The organism is Ferroacidibacillus organovorans (genome assembly GCF_001516615.1).
Taxonomy (GTDB): Bacteria; Bacillota; Bacilli; order Alicyclobacillales; family SLC66; genus Ferroacidibacillus; species Ferroacidibacillus ferrooxidans_B.
This window is the reverse complement of record NZ_LPVJ01000001.1, coordinates 109458-126138: the sequence shown is the minus strand read 5'-3', so window position 1 is coordinate 126138 and position 16681 is coordinate 109458. Positions and strand designations below refer to the sequence as shown.

Here is a 16681-nt window from a genome sequence, read left to right as displayed (position 1 = left end):
AAGATCTCTTGTCTACAATTTGTCTACAAACTCAACCTGTACATGGAAAAAACCCGCTATTTACGCGGGTTTTTTGGTGGAGGCGAGGGGAGTCGAACCCCTGTCCGAAGACCTCGCTACAATCACATCTACGGGTGTAGTCGCCGATTTAAGATTCACCGCCGCATGCGCGCAGCGACGCGCTCACGTGACGGCTAGCTCGCGTTTTGATTCATCGGAGGCGCACGAGCGACCGCCCCGACTATCCCACTAAGGTAGCGCCTCTACATCCCCATGGGAGAAGGATATAAAGACGTCACTCAAGGCTTATTAGGCAGCGAGAGCGAGGTTACTGCTTGTGAAGGTGTTACGTTTTGTTTTTGCGTTTGTGTTTAGGTCCGCGTGATTAACGTGGCCGCAGCCCCACGACCCGCCGCTCATGCTCGAACAATCCCCGTCGAATCCAGAACGCCCCCGCAGAGGAAATTCAGTCATTCGCGTTTTGAGCGCAACATTTATATTACCACACGCGACACAGCAAGCAAAGAACCAATTTCTTCATGACATCAGCACCGCCCGCGTGACATCAGCACACATGCCCCGCTACCATGCTCATACCAAGCCCAGAGCGCGTGCATCCAACGCATCCCTGAACTTCCGCGCTCTGCCGCTCGTTCAACCCTTCTGCCGTTCTCGAAACTCCCGCGCCATGTCGCGCTTCGCGTCCCGCTCTGCGATCGCGTGCCGCTTGTCGTAGTTCTTCTTCCCCTTTGCAAGCGCCAGATGCACCTTGCAGAATCCGCCACGCAGGTACATCTTGAGCGGCACCAAAGAATATCCCGACTCGCGCGTCGCGCCGATCAGCTTGCGAATCTCCGCTCGCCGCAGCAAAAGCTTGCGCGTTCTCATCGGGTCGTGATTGAAGCGATTGCCCGCCTCGTAGGGGCTGATGTGCAGGTTATGAAGATAGACTTCCCCATGTTCGACGCGCGCATAACTGTCGCGCAAATTGGCTTTCCCGGCGCGGATGGATTTGATCTCCGTGCCAGTCAGCGCGATCCCTGCCTCAAAGGTATCTTCAATAAAATAATCATGTGTCGCCTTTTTATTCTGGGCGACCACCTTTTCTCCGCCGCGTTCTTTTCCATTATCATGTGAGGCTGCCATCGTAATCACCACCATTAGTATGTCATATTTGCGTCATTTTGGCCAAATATGTTGCACAATAACGCATTTTAGTATACGTTATAGCCACAAGAGAACATCTAAGCAAACACTGCGTATGCATGGACGACAATCAAATCATGAAATACCCATGCGTCTTTTATCCTTCCGAACTCCTTGAACAAAACGCACAGCACGGTTCACGCTTGGCATCTCAGGTTGTCTCACCCTTGCATCCCTAAAGGAGGTTCATCATGATCGATTCTCTAATCACCGATCGACTCACATCAACCCTCGACGCATCTCTATCCTACTTCAATCTCTCCGTCGCTGAACTCACAGAACACGCGATTCGCCGCAATGAAGCGATTGTAACAAAAGATGGCGCACTTCGCGCAACGACTGGAAAATTTACCGGACGCTCCCCCAAAGACAAGTATGTCGTCGTTGATGAAACCACAGAGAACACCGTTCACTGGGGCGCTGTCAATCAAAGATTGTCCGAGTCAACCTTCCTGCGCCTCTATAACCAGGCGCTCAGCTTTCTCGCCACAAACCCGTCCTACGTCTTCGACGGTTTTGCCGGGGCCGATCCGGCTGTACGGATGCCGATTCGCGTTGTGACAGAATACGCCTGGCACAATTTGTTTGCAAAACAGCTCTTTATCCGTCCATCCGCCGATGAAGTGAGCACGCACACATCCGGTTTCACCGTCATTGACATCCCCGCATTGAAAGCGGATCCAACACGCGATGGTACAAATTCTGAGACGTGCGTGGCGATCTCCTTCAAACACCGCACCGTGCTCATTCTCGGAACAGAGTATGCAGGTGAGATGAAAAAGTCGATCTTCACCGCACTCAATTTCACGCTGCCAGCGCAAGACATTTTGCCGATGCACTGTTCTGCGAATACTACAGAAGACGGCCGCGTCGCCCTTTTCTTCGGCCTCTCCGGCACCGGGAAAACCACCCTCTCGGCCGATCCCGAACGCCTGCTCATCGGCGACGACGAACACGGCTGGTCCGCACGCGGTGTGTTCAACTTTGAGGGCGGTTGCTATGCAAAATGCATCAACCTGAATCCCAAACTCGAGCCACAGATCTTCAGCGCCATCCGCTTTGGTACCGTGCTTGAAAACGTGGTGGTCGATCCGAAAACGCGCGAGCCGGATTATGATTCGTCAGAGCTAACCGAAAACACCCGCGCCGCCTATCCCGTAGAGTATATCCCAGGCGCCCTTCTAGAAGGTGTCGGCAATCACCCGCGCACGATCGTTTTTCTCACCGCAGACGCGTCTGGCGTCCTGCCGCCAATCGCAAAACTCACCAAAGAACAGGCGATGTACCACTTTCTCTCAGGCTATACGAGCAAACTCGCCGGCACAGAGCGCGGTGTGACACAGCCTGAACCGACATTCTCCGCATGCTTTGGCGGTCCCTTTCTCCCGCTTCACCCGCGCGCGTATGCCACCATGCTCGGCGAGCGCATCGAGAAGCACCAGACTTCCGTGTTCCTCGTCAACACCGGATGGAGCGGCGGTCCGTACGGTGTTGGTTCGCGCATGAAGCTCTCGTATACGCGGGCGATGGTCAACGCGGCGCTGCGCGGCGATCTTGATCACGCTGAATACGTTAGCGATCCCGTGTTCGGCCTCGCCATTCCAGCCGAGATTGACGGCATCCCAAGCGAGCTTTTGCAGCCGCGCGAAACGTGGTCCGATCCCGTCACGTATGACACCGCCGCGCGCGAACTCGCCGCGCAATTTGAAGCGAACTTCAAAAAATTCACCGAACAGGGTATCGATCCATCGATCCTGTCCGGCGGCCCCGTCGCTACGCGCAATCGCGCGTAGCACATCCTCTTTGCCGTGGCCAGCGCGCGGCACTTTCAGAAATCAACATGCAGCGGGAAAGATTTTATATCGAGAGAAACCAAAGCGCGGGTGCCCTGCCCGCGCTTTGGCGCACCCTCTACAGATGATGCACGCTACGACGGACGAACCGTCATTTCTAAAAAAGCCTCCGTCTCCGCATACGTCGCCATCGCGTTCATCGCACCGAGCCGGCCAATGTTGATCGCCGCCGCCGCCGAGGCAAACCGCAACACAGCCTCCCACTCCCCGCGCGAAAGTTTCCCAAGTTCTGCGCGCCCCACACCTCTTCGCGCAAGCACCGAAAGCACCGCCGCAATCAGCGAATCTCCAGCGCCTGTCGCGTCAACACACGCCACGCGATTCGCGGCGACACGCACATCAAGCCCGTCTGCACGCCGCGCACGCACACCACCCTCGCCAAGCGTGCAGAGCACCGTCCCCGGCACTTGTGCGACAAGCGCCAAAAGCGCCCGCTCCACATCCTGCTCCCCCGTCAGCCACAACAATTCGGCGCGGTTCACCTTCAACAGATCCGCGCGTGTCATCATCTCGCGGGCCGCGGCAAGCGCTGCGTACAGATCACGCCAGAAAACAGGGCGCAGATTCACATCAAAGCTCACGATCGCCTCCGCCTCCCGCGCACGCGTCACGAGGTTTCGCAGCGTCGAGGCAATGGGGTCTTCCGCCAGTGAGTTCGTGCCAAAATGAAGACAGGCTTCCGCATCGAGCGAAATGTTCGCCACATGCTCATCCCGCAGCATCACGTCCGCCCCTGGATGCCGCACAAAGAAAAAGTCCGGATCCCCTTCATTTCGCGCCACAAAAGCAAGAGACGTCTGTTCTGCCACCGTATGCGTGTGCGCCCCATCCACACCATACGCGCGCATCGCCTCAATCAAATAGTGGCCAAACGGATCATCTCCCACACATCCCACAAACTGTGACGCAACACCCATACGCGCCACACCCACCGCAACGTTTGCCGGCGCTCCGCCCGGATTGCGCGCGAATCCAGAAACCTCCCGCAGAGGCACATTATCCTCCAACGCCGAAAAATCGATCAGCGCCTCACCCAACGCGATCACCCGTCGCAAAGCCATTCCCCTCTCCCAAATCGCACCGTTTCAACATGCGGGACCTGCCAAAGACCCCGCTCCTGTTGCGCTGCAGGTTGCGCCAGAATCCCTGCCACATGTCTCGTCAGACCTGATCTGGCGCCTTCTTCCTTCTTCGCCGCTTCACCTTGTCCTTGACAGGCACACCGTACAAATTCTCCACCTGACGCAGCAGATCCTTATCCCGCTTGCGCTCTTCGCGCACCTGTTCATCTGGCGCCGCCTTGTTCACAGCATACCCGCCCTTGCGCGGCAGAAGTTCCCGATCACCATAGCGAAGATCTGGCGTCTCCGGATCCCGGCGTCCAAACTCGGCCACAGCAGTTCTACCACCGCGCGCCTCGCGCTCACCGCCAAACCCCTTGCCGCCTGCAGAGCGTCGCTGCCCGCCCGTTGACCGCCCCGCTCCCTGTCCGTTTGGATCATCCGTTCTTTTCCCGCCACGGCCACCCCCCGGCTTCTTCCCGCGCGGCCCGCCTGAAAACGGCATCCCCGGCTTTTTTGACGCACCCTGCCGCCGGTACTCGCGCACTTCATCACCCGACACCGCCGACAGCAGTTGAAACTCGATCTGCATCTGCTCCTTGCTTGCCGACTGTACCAGCACCTCCACACGATCCCCGATTCGGTAGCGCTTTTTCGTGCGTTCACCGATCAGCGCGTGCTGCTTATCGTCATAGTGATAATAGTCATCCGCCAACTGACTGACATGGATCAGCCCTTCAACCGAGTTATCCAACTGCACAAACAGACCAAACCCGGTGACCCCCGACACCATGCCTTCAAACGACTCACCCACGTGATCCCGCATAAACTCGATCTTTTTGATCAGATCCGTCTCTCGCTCCGCATCCACCGCCACTCGCTCGCGATCCGACGTGTGCGCGGCAATCTCCGGCATCTTCGCCGCCAGATACGCGGCACGCCCCTCGGACAAACTCCCGTTTACGATCGTTTCCCGCAAAATGCGATGGATCATCAGATCAGGGTAGCGGCGAATCGGCGATGTGAAATGCGAATAGTATTCCGCCGCGAGACCAAAGTGCCCAAGACTCTCCGCCGCATAGCGCGCCTGCTTCATCGACCGCAGCATCACGTGGCTGATCACCACTTCCTCTGGCGTCTGTCGCACCGCCGCGAGAAGATCCTGCAGCGCGCGCGGGTGGATGTTGCCCGCCGCCTTGAGGTGGTGCCCGAACAGATGAACAAACTCATTGAGCGCCATCATCTTCTCAAGCGTCGGCGGCTCGTGCACACGGTAGAGAAACGGGAGTTCCATCCAATAGGCGTGCTCCGCCACCGTTTCATTCGCCGCAAGCATGAATTCCTCAATGATCATCTCCGCGATGCTTCGCTCTCGCCGCACAAGATCAAGCGGCCGCCCCTCTTCGTCAACGCGGATCTTCGTCTCGGCAAAGTCAAAATCAACCGCGCCGCGCTCCATGCGACGATGGCGCAGCTTTAACGCAAGCTCCTTCATCCCTTCAAAAAACGGCACGAGCGCAGCATAGCGTTCCCGCGTCGACGCGTCACCTTCCAGCAGATCGCGCACCGCGTCATACGTCATCCGCTCTGTCGTGCGAATGACAGACGGATAGATGTCGTGGCGCACAAGGTGCATCGCATCGTCCCACTCCATCTCGCATGTAAGCGTCAGGCGGTCCACCTGTGGATGGAGCGAACAAATGCCATTTGACAGTCGCGGCGGAAGCATCGGTATCACGCGATCGACCAGATATACACTCGTCCCACGCGCATATGCCTCGCGATCAAGCAGACTGTTTTCCTTCACATAGTAAGTGACATCCGCAATATGTACCGACAATACGTAACCGTGCTCCACCCGCTTCACCGCGACCGCATCGTCTAGATCCTTCGCATCCGCCCCGTCGATCGTCACGATAATCTCATCTCGCAAATCGCGCCGCCCCGCCAGATCGTCCTCTGTCAGATCGTAAGAAATCGATTCCGCCGCCTGCAACACCTCATCCGGAAAATGTTCCGGAATGCCGAACTTGCGAATTACAGAGAGAATGTCCACACCCGGATCATGCGGAAACCCGAGCACCTCGCGCACAATGCCCGCCGGACTCTGAAACACATCCTCGGGAAACTCGGTGATCTCCACCACCACCTTGTGCCCGTCCACTGCGCCGTTTAGCTGATCGGCGGGAATGACGACCTCCCGCGGCAAGCGCTTATCGTCCGAGCGCACAAAGCCAAGACTCCCCGTCGTGTGAATGACCCCGACAATCTGCGTGTGCGCGCGCTTTAAGACGCGAAAAATCTCGCCCTCACGCCGTCCTGTGCCGCTGTTTTTTTTCAGCCGCGCAACCACGCGATCACCATCCATCGCGCCACCCAGATCCGCCGCCCCGATGTACACATCGGATTCCGACTTGTGCAGCGGCACGAGAAACCCAAATCCCTTTTGTTTGACCTGAAGCGTGCCCACCACGAGGTCCATGCGCTCCGGCACGCCATAGCGCTTTGTGCGCGTGCGGATCATGTACCCTTCCTGCACCATCTCCTCGCAGAGCGCGTGCAGTTCTGCGCGCGCGTCAGGATCATCGCCCAAAACGCCGAGCGCCGTTTCCAACTCCTCCATCATTAAAGGTCGATACGCCTCATCTCTCATCAAGACAAGAAGCTGTTCGCGATCGATCATCGTTTCCCTTCCTCTCTGCGCGCCAGACGACGCGCGAACCAAAACACCCTCAGATCCGGCGTTCTCCTGATCAGCATGAAAATTCGCCCGGTGGCACATCCTACCAGATGCGCGCATGTTCAACATTGTAATGTATTCTGAAACACTGCGCGGGGAGGATACAACCATGCGACAGCGAGGAGCCCCATTTTTCGTAGTGCTCATGACAGGCGCCTTAGCCGCGCTTCTCCTTACACAGTATATCCGCGATTGGGACATCGACACCGAGATCCAGGAAAGGTTGCTCGATCCGCGAAACAAGCGCGCGTTTCCTGAGCGCAAACCCGCAACCGCTTCAACGATGCAACACGAACCACCCTTGGTCAACCAAGAATCCCTTGTGATGCACACCCTTTTACCACAGATCCATCCCACCGTCACGCGCTTTCTTGCCGATCCCACCGACTTGAAACTGGGACCTGGCGTGACCATCGGCGCACTCGCGACGCTTGACACGCTGCACGCAGGCGGCGAGCGCGCAACGCCCATTCTGCTTGAAGAACATGTCACCATTGAAACAGGCTGCCAACTCCACGGACCCGTCGAGATTCACGCAGAGACCGTCATCGGCGAATCCTCTTACCTGGAAAATGTAAAAATCGGTCAGCGCTGCACAATCGAACCGTTTTCCGTTTTGGTCAACGTGTCGATCCCGGATGATACAATCGTGCGCCAAGGCGCCATTCTCTGCACCCCATTTACAGAAACGCGCTTTGATCACGCGTTATAAAAAGAGCGCATTGAGGTGTACCTTCTCACCTCAATGCGCTCTGTCCCGTTTAGTGAGTGACAAGCCAGGCAATCCAGATCGATGCGCCAAAAAAGATTACCGCAACAATCGACGTCGTGCGCGCCAGCATCGGGTCAGTCCCTTTGCCGCGCCTGGATGCGCCACCCTCATTCCCGCCACCCGTAATTGCGCCAAGTCCTGCGCTGCGTCCGGACTGAAGGAGAATCACCGTGACGAGAAGGACGCTCGAGAGTGCGAGCAGCACCTTCGCAAATGTCAACAATCGCATTCACCTCCACGTCTTGTACGTGGTCAGCATATCACAGTCGATTGCCCTGGACAAGAAACACGTCTCATTCCGGGCACAATCGTGGTAATCTTGTCTCTATGAGCCAGATGATCTTTGAACCAAACCAGCCTGCACCGATTCAGACGCGCTTTCGCTTTCCCGTCTATTTTTTATTTGCCGAATCCTTCTTTATGAATCTCGGTTTCTTTATGTTGATCCCGCTGCTCTCGATTCACTACCTGAGTCTCGGGTTGACCGCGCTTTTTATCGGCAACCTCTACGCCGTGCGGATCTTGTCCCAGCAGGGTCTTCAGCTGTTTGGAGGCGCCATCGCCGACCGCCTTCCATACCGCCTGGTCATCCTCCTTGGCAGCATCATTCGCGCCGCAGGGTTTGCCATGTTCGCCGTGATTGAGCGCGGACCACTGCTCTATGCCGCCGCCTGCCTGTTTGGTATCGGCGGAGCGTTATTTGGCCCTGCCGGAAATGCGGCACTCGCCGCACTTGTGCCAGAGCCCTCGCGCGCACGCGCGTTTACGATCCGCCAAGCCACAAGCAACATTGGCACGACCGTCGGCCCCGTGCTCGGCGCGTTTCTCGTCACCGATCACTTTGTGCTGATCTGCGTCGTCGCGGGTCTGATCTTTGCGCTTGTCGGCGTCGCCGGAATGTGGATTCTTCCGAATCAAAAAAGCTCCGAGCAACCGCCAACGCTTAGGTCCGGTGTGAAGACCATCGCCAAAAATCGCGTCTTCTTGCGCTTTGTCATCTATTTTATGGGCTATTACCTCATCTATCAGCAAATGTACATCGCAATCCCGGACATCCTCGTGACGCTGCATCCTCCGCGCACCGCGCTCGGTGAACTGTTCAGCCTTGAAGCCATCCTTGAGATCGCTGTGTCCTACCCGGTGATCGCCTGGATGAACCGCTCTGCGCACATGCGGTCAGCCCCGCGCGTGATGGGGCTTGGGCTCCTGATCATGGGCGGCAGTTGGCTGCCGCTCGTCTTTACCGTCAATATCGCGACACTTCTTGCGCCGGTCGTCGGTCTTTCCGTCGGTTCGGTCATTGCGCTTCCCAGCCGCCAAACCTACACGGCGGCGCTCGCCGACACAAGCCACCTTGCCACCTATTTTGGCGTGTCGTCTCTCTCCATGGCCATCGGTGCATCCGTTGGCGCAAGCGGCGGCGGATTGCTCATGCACACGATGGGTCATCCGTGGCACGGCATCGCATCGCCTGCCAGTCTTTTGTTCGCGCTCGTCAGCATCCTGTGTGCATTCCTGCTTGCCCGCCTGCCGGAGCCTGACTCCACGTCGTCCCGTGAAGCGGATAGCGCCAGAGAAAAAGCAGCCCAATGAGAAGCGCGCTAAGCGGCGTAACGCTCAGCAAAAGCTTCATCGCAAACACCGCGTGCGGAACCTGATCCACGCGCTGCGGAACATATCCTGAGTGCGCGAGCACCTGCGTGAGCACGAGCGCCTGGATGGTGATGCCAAAGCGCACGACGAATCCCTGCACACCATAGTACATCCCTTCGCGCCGCGCGCCAGAACGCTTTTCATCGTCGTCGATCACATCCGAGAGCAAAAGATCAAGCAAAATGAGGACACCGGCAATCCCTGCGCCAAGCGGCAGGATTGCGATGATTGCTGCGCTGTAAGTGCTGATGAATAAAAAAGGGAGAAGCGCCAGCGCAAAAAGAAAAAGTGACGCGAGCATGCTGCGATACGCCCCTTGCCGCCGTGCAATCGCGCCCCAAATATACACACAGGGAATTGCGATGAGAAAAAACACAGAAAGCAGCAGTGTCGTCTGCGCACTCGTCGCGTGCAGGACATACGCCGTGTAAAACGGCATGGTGGAGATGATAAAAACAAACGCCAATTGGACGAAAAAACTGGCGCCTGCATACGTAAGAAACGCGCGATTCCAAAAGGTCAGACGCAGTGCGCGCAAGAGCGGAACATTTGCCGAACTCGGCGCGTGGGGCGATTCGCGAACGCCGAGCAGCGACACTGCAAATGCCAAAAAACCAAGCCCCGCAAACAGCGCAGCCATCGCCTCATACCCGAATGCGCTATCGATGACCGGGGGCATCGCGACGCCCAGGATCATGCCGATCAGACCAAAAAACTGACGCCACGATGAGGCGTGCGCTCGCTCTTGAAGCGTTGTGTACATTTCAGGAAAGAGCGCCGTCCAGTTGAGCGCGACGATCACAAACAGCATGTCAAGCGTGAGAACCGAGAATAAAAAATAGAAGAAGGCCGCGAGTTGTGACTGAGGGCCGTCAGCGTGAAAAGGAACGGCCCACTGCGGGTGAAAAACAAAGAAAAAGGTCAGTGAAAAGGGCAAGATGCCCATGAGCATGTACGGCATGCGCCGCCCGATGCGCGACTGTGTGCGATCAGAGAGATAGCCGATCAGCGGGTTAAAAAACGCGTTCGCCAAACCGTGAATGGCCATGGCAAGACCGATGAGCGCCGCGCTCACGCGCAGTCGGTCGACATAGTAAAACACGGCGTACGTTGCAAACGCCTGGGTGTACAGATTGATGCCAAGATTGCCTACGCTGTACGCAAGGATGCGAAATTTCACAGTTCCCCATCTCCTCACTCGATTCTTAACGTATGACAGAAACGGCGTGAAGAGTCGCTCGAACAGGCAGTCAACGCGCGCTTTCGGTTTGTCGCCGACGCGCAAACATAATGGCAAGCGCGCCTAGAAGAAGAACGGCTGGCACGAGAGAGTACCCCAGTTGAAGGCTTGAGATCTGCGTCAGCCAACCGATCATGGAGGCGCCAAACGCGGCGCCAAGGCCGGCGCTTGTAAAGAGAAGGCCAAGCACACTCGCCGTGCGCCCGGGAAACTGCTCGGAGGCAAGCGCTGAGATGGTAGGAAAGATGATGCCAAATGACGCCCCAGATATGATCATAAAGAAGTCCAAAGAGCGCCCGCCAAACTGACCGATCAGCATACAGGCGGCTGACAGGAGACACGCGTAGACCACGGAGCGAATGAGTCCGACGCGCGCGACGTGCGGCCCGATGAAAAGTCGGCCAAGTGTGTAAAGCGCATAGAACCCTGAGAGCGCGAGCGCGCTTTGTGCAGACGTATTTCCCAGTTGGCGCAAAAGCGTCGGCATCCAGTTTGCGACACCCGTTTCTGCGACGACATTCAGGGTGATGGCGACGACCAGCGCGTAAAAAACGGGTGAGCGATACACCTGCACTGTGCGGGCGCTCGCCTGTACGCCTTCTTCTGCGACAATGCCAGGCAGCGCCGACTCCTCAAGCGGCGGCGGCAGTGGGCGCGCAGCAGCATGCTGCACACGCGGATAGCGCATCGGAAGCACAAACAAAAGCAGCGCAAACAACCCGAAAAACTCGATCGAATACGGCATCCGCCAACTGTGCAGCGCACGCAGTGACCACGCAACGAGAAACGGCGAGAGCGTGGCGCCGAGTCCATAACACGCGTGCAGCGCGTTGAAGTAGCGCGCCTGTTGCCGTTCTGCCACGAGCGGTATCAAGGCGTTCGTCCCGATTTCCATCGTGCCAGCACCCAGTCCGCTAAGCGCATAGCCAACAGCAAGTGCGGCAAGAGACGGCGCGAAAGCGGTCAGGCCGACACCGATGACCATGAGAAAAAGACCAGTGGTGACACCGCGCTTGATGCCGACACGCTCTGTCACCCAGCCGCTGATCAGGCTCGCCACGAGGTAACCCACCGCTGAAACGGAGAGGAGCATGCCAAGATGAGCGTCACTCAGCGCATACTCTACACGCAAAGAGAGCGCGACGACACCGCGGATCATGTCGAGCGCGCCAAAGAGTGTCATGGTGACGAGCGCCACCACAAACGGTTTGCGATGCTTCATCTAGCGCAGGTTGTAAAATGCCGCGCGGCCCGCATACTGGGCGGATGCGCCAAGCGCGTCTTCAATGCGCAGGAGTTGATTGTACTTCGCGACACGATCCGTGCGTGACGGTGCGCCCGTCTTGATCTGTCCTGCATTTGTCGCCACGGCGATGTCGGCGATCGTAGAATCCTCCGACTCACCCGAGCGGTGCGAGATGATCGCCGTATAGCCTGCGCGCTTCGCCATCTCGATGGCGTCGAGCGTCTCGGTGAGCGTGCCGATTTGGTTGACTTTGACGAGAATCGAGTTTGCGATGCGCTGTTCGATCCCGCGCGCAAGTCGCTTCGTGTTTGTCACAAACAGATCGTCGCCAACAAGTTGCACGCGCTGGCCCAAGTGCCTGGTGAGCGCTGCGAAGCCATCCCAGTCATCCTCTGCAAGTCCGTCTTCGATCGACTGGATCGGGAAGTTGTTCACGAGATGCTCGTAATAGCGAATCATCTCATCCGTGTTTCGCGTAACGCCCTCGCCCTCAAAGTGGTAGACGCCATCCTTGAACATCTCTGTGCTCGCCACATCAAGCGCAAGCCGCACGTCATCCCCTGGACGATAACCAGCCGCTGTGATCGCCTCAAGGATTACCTGCAGCGCCTCTTCGCTTGACGCGAGATTTGGCGCGAAGCCGCCCTCGTCACCGACAGACGTCGCGAGCCCTTTTTTGCGCAGCACATTTTTCAGGTGATGGAAAATCTCCGCACCCATGCGCAAGCCCTCTTTAAAGCTTGGCGCGCCGATGGGCATAACCATGAACTCCTGGATATCCACCGTGTTGTCTGCATGCTTCCCGCCATTCAGGATGTTCATCATCGGGACAGGCAGGGTCTTTGCGTTCACGCCGCCGAGGTATGCGTAAAGCGGCAGTTCAAGCGCCGTGGCCGCCGCGCGCGCGACGGCGAGCGAGACGCCAAGAATGGCGTTTGCGCCGAGCTTGCCCTTGTTCTCCGTGCCGTCAAGCTCGATGAGCATGCGATCGACCCCAATCTGATCGGTCGCATCCATCCCCGCGATCTCTGGCGCAATCACATCTTCGACATTGGCGACTGCCTGCGCCACACCTTTGCCGAGATAGCGGGTCGCGTCGCCGTCACGCAGTTCTACCGCCTCGTGCGCACCCGTTGACGCGCCGGAAGGGACAATCGCCCGTCCGCGCTCACCGCTCTCTAGCAACACTTCCACTTCCACAGTCGGATTGCCTCGCGAATCGAGCACTTCACGCGCGGCGACATCATAAATAAGCATTGTCAGACCTCCAAAACATGAAATGGAAAACGAACGAACTCGAAAAAATAGCGTTGCCAATTATTTCTCACGTAGACGGTGGCGCGAAAGCGCCATGTCAGCGTCTATTTCGATGAAGCGATGATCGATGAACCGGTCATTTCCTGCGGTTTTGAAAGCGCGAGCAAATCGAGCATCGTCGGCGCGACATCCGCGAGGATGCCATCCGCGCGCAGCGTCAACCCCGGTAGTGTGATGATGCACGGTACGGGGTTTGTCGTATGCGTGGTGCATGGCCCGCCTGACGCGAGATCGATCATCACTTCGGCATTTCCGTGATCGGCAATCACAATCGCCGCACCGCCCGCCGCAAAGAGCGCGTCCGTGACGTAGCCAAGACAGATGTCAACCGCTTCGACAGCGCGCACCGCCGCCTCCATAATCCCTGAGTGGCCGACCATATCCGGGTTTGCGAAATTCAGGATGATCACATCGGTCGCACGTTCTTTGATATGCGCAACCGCCGCGTCAGCCACCTGCTCCGCGCTCATCTCCGGCTGCAAGTCATACGTTGCAACCTTTGGCGACGGAATGAGCACACGCTCTTCAAGCCCAAATTTTTCTTCGCGGCCCCCGCTAAAAAACGATGTGACGTGAGGAAACTTTTCCGTTTCAGCGAGGCGCAACTGGCGAAGCTGATGCTGCGCCAAGACATCCCCAAGCGTATTCTCAAGCTTCGTCGGTGTGAACGCCACGGTTCCGCCGACTGTGTCACTGTAATGCGTCATACTCACAAATTGCGTATGCGGACGCGCCGCGCCGCGGTCAAATCCCGCAAAATCGTCCTTCGCAAACGCCTGACTGATCTGCACCGCGCGGTCAGGACGAAAATTGAACATGAGCACGCCGTCGTCCTCTTGAATCGTCGCGACAGGTACATCCTGATCATTTACAACGACGAGCGGCAAAACAAACTCATCCGTGACCCCCCGCGCATAGCTCATCTCAACGGCGGCAACTGGATCCGCCACGCGCTCCCCCACGCCGTCCACCATAGCGCGATACGCTTTTTCTGTGCGCTCATAGCGGCGATCGCGATCCATCGCGTAATAGCGGCCTTGCACCGTCGCGATCTGCCCGACACCAAGTTCGCTCATGCGCGCCTTTAGTGCGCGCAAAAAAGAGACGCCAGTCGTCGGGAGAACGTCGCGTCCGTCAAGGAATGCGTGAACGTACACACGCTCAAGCCTTTCTCTCTTGGCAAACGCAAGCAGTGCAAACAGATGGTCGATGTGACTATGTACTCCGCCATCCGAGAGAAGCCCACAGAGATGAAGCGCACGCTGTTTTGTCCGCAGATGCGCCGCGAGGCTTTGAAAAGCTTTATTTTCCATAAAGTCGCCATCGCGAATCGACTTTGTGATCCGCGTCAGATCTTGGTACACCACGCGGCCTGCGCCGAGATTCAAATGACCGACTTCCGAGTTGCCCATTTGCCCTTCGGGAAGTCCCACCGCCTCCCCGCTTGCGCGCAATGTCGTAAACGGATACGTTTTTGCGAGGCGGTCAAAGTTCGGTTTATGCGCAGCGGCGACTGCATTGCCCCGCAGTTCGTCTGTCAAGCCAAACCCGTCGAGGATAATCAGCGCAAGCGGCGTCACGCGGGTTTTACCTGTCACGACGCATTCGCCTCCGCCGCGACGGAGAGCAGTGCCGCATAAGAGTCCGGTGCGAGGCTCGCGCCGCCAACCAACGCCCCGTCAATATCTTTTTCGGCGAGAAAGCCCCCGAGATTCTCCGGTTTGACACTGCCGCCATACAGAATGCGCACCGCTTCTGCGCGATTGTCAAGGACACGCGTGAGCGTTGAACGGATCCCTGAGATGACACCCGTCGCGTCAGACACTGACGCTGTTTTGCCTGTCCCGATCGCCCAGATCGGCTCGTAGGCAAACACCAGGCGCGCTAGCTTTGAGGCAAGTTCTTCCGGTGCGTTTGCGCGCGTCAGATGCTCGACCACCGCGTTTACTTGCGCCGAGATGACTGCCACCGTTTGTCCTGCTTCGCGTTGCTCGAGTGTCTCACCGACACAGACGATCGGCGTGAGCCCCGCAAGCAAGACGGCCTCTGTTTTTTCAGCCACCGCCTGATCTGTTTCACCACAGTCGGCGCGCCGCTCAGAGTGCCCGAGAATGACCGACTCGACGCCCACCTCGCGGAGCATTCCAAGCGAGACCTCGCCTGTGTGCGCTCCCTCTTTGGCTTGATGCACATTCTGCGCGCCAACGTGAATGCCAGTACCCGCGAGTGCGTCGGCCAATCCGACCAGCGCGAGATAGGGTGCAAAAATCATCCCTTCGACACGCTTTTGATCGATCGACGCCAACAAATTTTTTAGCGCGTCAACAAACGCGAACGCTTCTTGCCGCGTCTTGTACATCTTCCAGTTTCCTGCAATCAGCGGTGTGCGCATCAGGAACTCCTCCTTGCCAGCGACTCGACACCAGGCAATACACGGCCTTCCAAGAACTCAAGCGATGCGCCGCCACCTGTCGAGATGTGCGTCATGCGCTCCGCAAGCCCCACTTTCTCGATCGCCGCAACAGAGTCACCGCCGCCAATGATCGTCGTCCCGGCCACTTCTGCCATCGCCTGCGCGATCGCGCGCGTTCCGTGTGAGAAGGCATCCATCTCAAAGACGCCCATCGGGCCGTTCCAGATGACTGTGCGTGACGCAGCGACTGCCGCACGATAGCGGGCAATCGTTTCAGGTCCGATGTCAAGCGCCATCTCTTCTTCCCTTACAGCGTCAAGCGCTGCGACGCGGTGATCAGCGTCTGCGGCAAAGCGTGTTGCAACGATCAAGTCCGTTGGAAGCAGCAGAGACTTGCCGGATCCTTCCGCTTTGCGGATCAGCGCGCGCGCCGTTGAAACGAGATCGGTTTCAACAAGCGACTTGCCGACTGCGTACCCCTGCGCGAGCAAGAAGGTATTGGCCATTCCGCCGCCGATTAGAAGAAAGTCCACTTTTTCGAGCAGATTCTCGATCACCTTGATTTTGTCGCTGACCTTGGCGCCTCCGATAATCGCGGTAAACGGTCGCTCCGGGTTTTGCAGCGCCGCGCCCATGACGCGCAGTTCGCGCTCCATCAGTCGTCCCGCCACCGCCCTCAGATGGGCGGTAATCCCGGCAGTGCTGGCATGCGCGCGATGTGCCGCGCCGAATGCGTCATTTACGTACAAATCGGCGAGTGCAGCGAAACGCTCGGCCAGTTCCGGATCATTCTTTTCTTCGCCCGCGTGAAACCGCACGTTTTCAAGAAGAAGCACCTCTCCCTCGCGAAGCGCATTCACCGCCGCCTCTGCTTCTGGTCCCGTGCTCTCTTTGCTAAACACAACAGGCTGCTTCAGGTAATCAGCGAGTCTTGCGGCAACTGGGGCGAGGGAGTACGCTGCGTCTTCCCTTCCCTTTGGACGTCCGAGATGCGACGCCAGAATGACACGCCCGCCGCGTTCGACAAGCTCCCTGATCGTCGGGAGCGCCGCGCGAATCCGCGTGTCATCCGTGATGACACCATGTTCCATCGGCACGTTGAAGTCTGCGCGCACAAACACGCGCAGCCCTCTTGGATTCACATCGCTAAGCGTCTGAAACGAACTGTTTTCACTCATAA

Annotated in this window: 13 protein-coding genes and 1 other RNA gene; 3 read left to right on the top strand and 11 right to left on the bottom strand. The window is 57.7% G+C overall.

The window, feature by feature from the left end; all coding sequences use genetic code 11:
* Positions 1-74: 74 nt before the first annotated feature.
* Together ssrA and smpB are read right to left on the bottom strand one after the other, a co-directional pair.
* Positions 75-455: a transfer-messenger RNA gene (gene ssrA, locus ATW55_RS00660) on the bottom strand.
* Positions 456-654: 199 nt separating this feature from the next.
* Positions 655-1146 carry an SsrA-binding protein SmpB gene (gene smpB / locus ATW55_RS00655; RefSeq protein ID WP_067711031.1) on the bottom strand — a complete coding sequence of 164 codons (492 nt, stop codon included), beginning with the start codon at positions 1144-1146 and terminating at the stop codon, positions 655-657.
* Positions 1147-1397: 251 nt separating this feature from the next.
* Between smpB and pckA the strand changes: the two genes are divergently transcribed.
* A complete protein-coding gene (gene pckA / locus ATW55_RS00650) occupies positions 1398-2999 on the top strand; it encodes a phosphoenolpyruvate carboxykinase (ATP) (protein ID WP_067711030.1) in 1602 nt (533 codons plus the stop codon).
* Positions 3000-3133: 134 nt separating this feature from the next.
* Here pckA and ATW55_RS00645 read toward each other — a convergent pair whose 3' ends face one another.
* Entirely contained in the window at positions 3134-4120 is a 987-nt protein-coding gene (locus ATW55_RS00645; protein ID WP_067711028.1) for a carbohydrate kinase family protein, read from the bottom strand.
* Positions 4121-4220: 100 nt separating this feature from the next.
* The gene (gene rnr, locus ATW55_RS00640; RefSeq protein WP_201024901.1) at positions 4221-6803 is read right to left on the bottom strand and encodes a ribonuclease R; all 2583 of its coding nucleotides are present in this window, start codon (positions 6801-6803) and stop codon (positions 4221-4223) included.
* A 166-nt stretch (positions 6804-6969) separates the two neighbouring features.
* Between rnr and ATW55_RS00635 the strand changes: the two genes are divergently transcribed.
* The gene (locus tag ATW55_RS00635; protein ID WP_067711026.1) at positions 6970-7572 is read left to right on the top strand and encodes a hypothetical protein; all 603 of its coding nucleotides are present in this window, start codon (positions 6970-6972) and stop codon (positions 7570-7572) included.
* Positions 7573-7621: 49 nt separating this feature from the next.
* On the opposite strand, the gene secG is transcribed toward ATW55_RS00635, so the two are convergent.
* On the bottom strand, positions 7622-7855 hold the full coding sequence (secG, locus tag ATW55_RS00630) for a preprotein translocase subunit SecG (protein WP_067711024.1): 234 nt from the start codon (positions 7853-7855) through the stop codon (positions 7622-7624).
* Between the two features lie 104 nt (positions 7856-7959).
* Between secG and ATW55_RS00625 the strand changes: the two genes are divergently transcribed.
* Positions 7960-9225, top strand: coding sequence for an MFS transporter (locus tag ATW55_RS00625; RefSeq protein WP_160327131.1), 1266 nt, complete (start codon positions 7960-7962; stop codon positions 9223-9225).
* On the opposite strand, the gene ATW55_RS00620 is transcribed toward ATW55_RS00625, so the two are convergent.
* The 6 genes from ATW55_RS00620 to ATW55_RS00595 form a co-directional block, all read right to left on the bottom strand.
* Positions 9128-10465, bottom strand: coding sequence for an MFS transporter (locus tag ATW55_RS00620; RefSeq protein ID WP_067711020.1), 1338 nt, complete (start codon positions 10463-10465; stop codon positions 9128-9130). The two genes, ATW55_RS00625 and ATW55_RS00620, sit on opposite strands and share 98 nt — an antisense overlap.
* 70 nt (positions 10466-10535) lie before the next feature.
* On the bottom strand, positions 10536-11747 hold the full coding sequence (locus ATW55_RS00615; protein ID WP_067711019.1) for an MFS transporter: 1212 nt from the start codon (positions 11745-11747) through the stop codon (positions 10536-10538).
* On the bottom strand, positions 11748-13028 hold the full coding sequence (gene eno / locus ATW55_RS00610) for a phosphopyruvate hydratase (protein ID WP_067711018.1): 1281 nt from the start codon (positions 13026-13028) through the stop codon (positions 11748-11750). It abuts the gene before it with no gap.
* Between the two features lie 104 nt (positions 13029-13132).
* A complete protein-coding gene (gene gpmI, locus ATW55_RS00605; protein WP_272867071.1) occupies positions 13133-14686 on the bottom strand; it encodes a 2,3-bisphosphoglycerate-independent phosphoglycerate mutase in 1554 nt (517 codons plus the stop codon).
* On the bottom strand, positions 14683-15480 hold the full coding sequence (gene tpiA / locus ATW55_RS00600; RefSeq protein WP_067711016.1) for a triose-phosphate isomerase: 798 nt from the start codon (positions 15478-15480) through the stop codon (positions 14683-14685). The genes gpmI and tpiA overlap by 4 nt, the downstream gene beginning before the upstream one ends.
* Entirely contained in the window at positions 15480-16679 is a 1200-nt protein-coding gene (locus ATW55_RS00595) for a phosphoglycerate kinase (RefSeq protein WP_067711014.1), read from the bottom strand. The genes tpiA and ATW55_RS00595 overlap by 1 nt, the downstream gene beginning before the upstream one ends.
* Between the last annotated feature and the right edge of the window lie 2 nt (positions 16680-16681).

Coding starts and splice junctions, on each gene's coding strand:
- smpB (WP_067711031.1), bottom strand. CDS start 1,146: ATGGCAGCCTCACATGATAATGGAAAAGAACGCGGCGGAGAAAAGGTG.
- pckA (WP_067711030.1), top strand. CDS start 1,398: ATGATCGATTCTCTAATCACCGATCGACTCACATCAACCCTCGACGCA.
- ATW55_RS00645 (WP_067711028.1), bottom strand. CDS start 4,120: ATGGCTTTGCGACGGGTGATCGCGTTGGGTGAGGCGCTGATCGATTTT.
- rnr (WP_201024901.1), bottom strand. CDS start 6,803: ATGATCGATCGCGAACAGCTTCTTGTCTTGATGAGAGATGAGGCGTAT.
- ATW55_RS00635 (WP_067711026.1), top strand. CDS start 6,970: ATGCGACAGCGAGGAGCCCCATTTTTCGTAGTGCTCATGACAGGCGCC.
- ATW55_RS00625 (WP_160327131.1), top strand. CDS start 7,960: ATGAGCCAGATGATCTTTGAACCAAACCAGCCTGCACCGATTCAGACG.
- ATW55_RS00615 (WP_067711019.1), bottom strand. CDS start 11,747: ATGAAGCATCGCAAACCGTTTGTGGTGGCGCTCGTCACCATGACACTC.
- eno (WP_067711018.1), bottom strand. CDS start 13,028: ATGCTTATTTATGATGTCGCCGCGCGTGAAGTGCTCGATTCGCGAGGC.
- tpiA (WP_067711016.1), bottom strand. CDS start 15,480: ATGCGCACACCGCTGATTGCAGGAAACTGGAAGATGTACAAGACGCGG.
- ATW55_RS00595 (WP_067711014.1), bottom strand. CDS start 16,679: ATGAGTGAAAACAGTTCGTTTCAGACGCTTAGCGATGTGAATCCAAGA.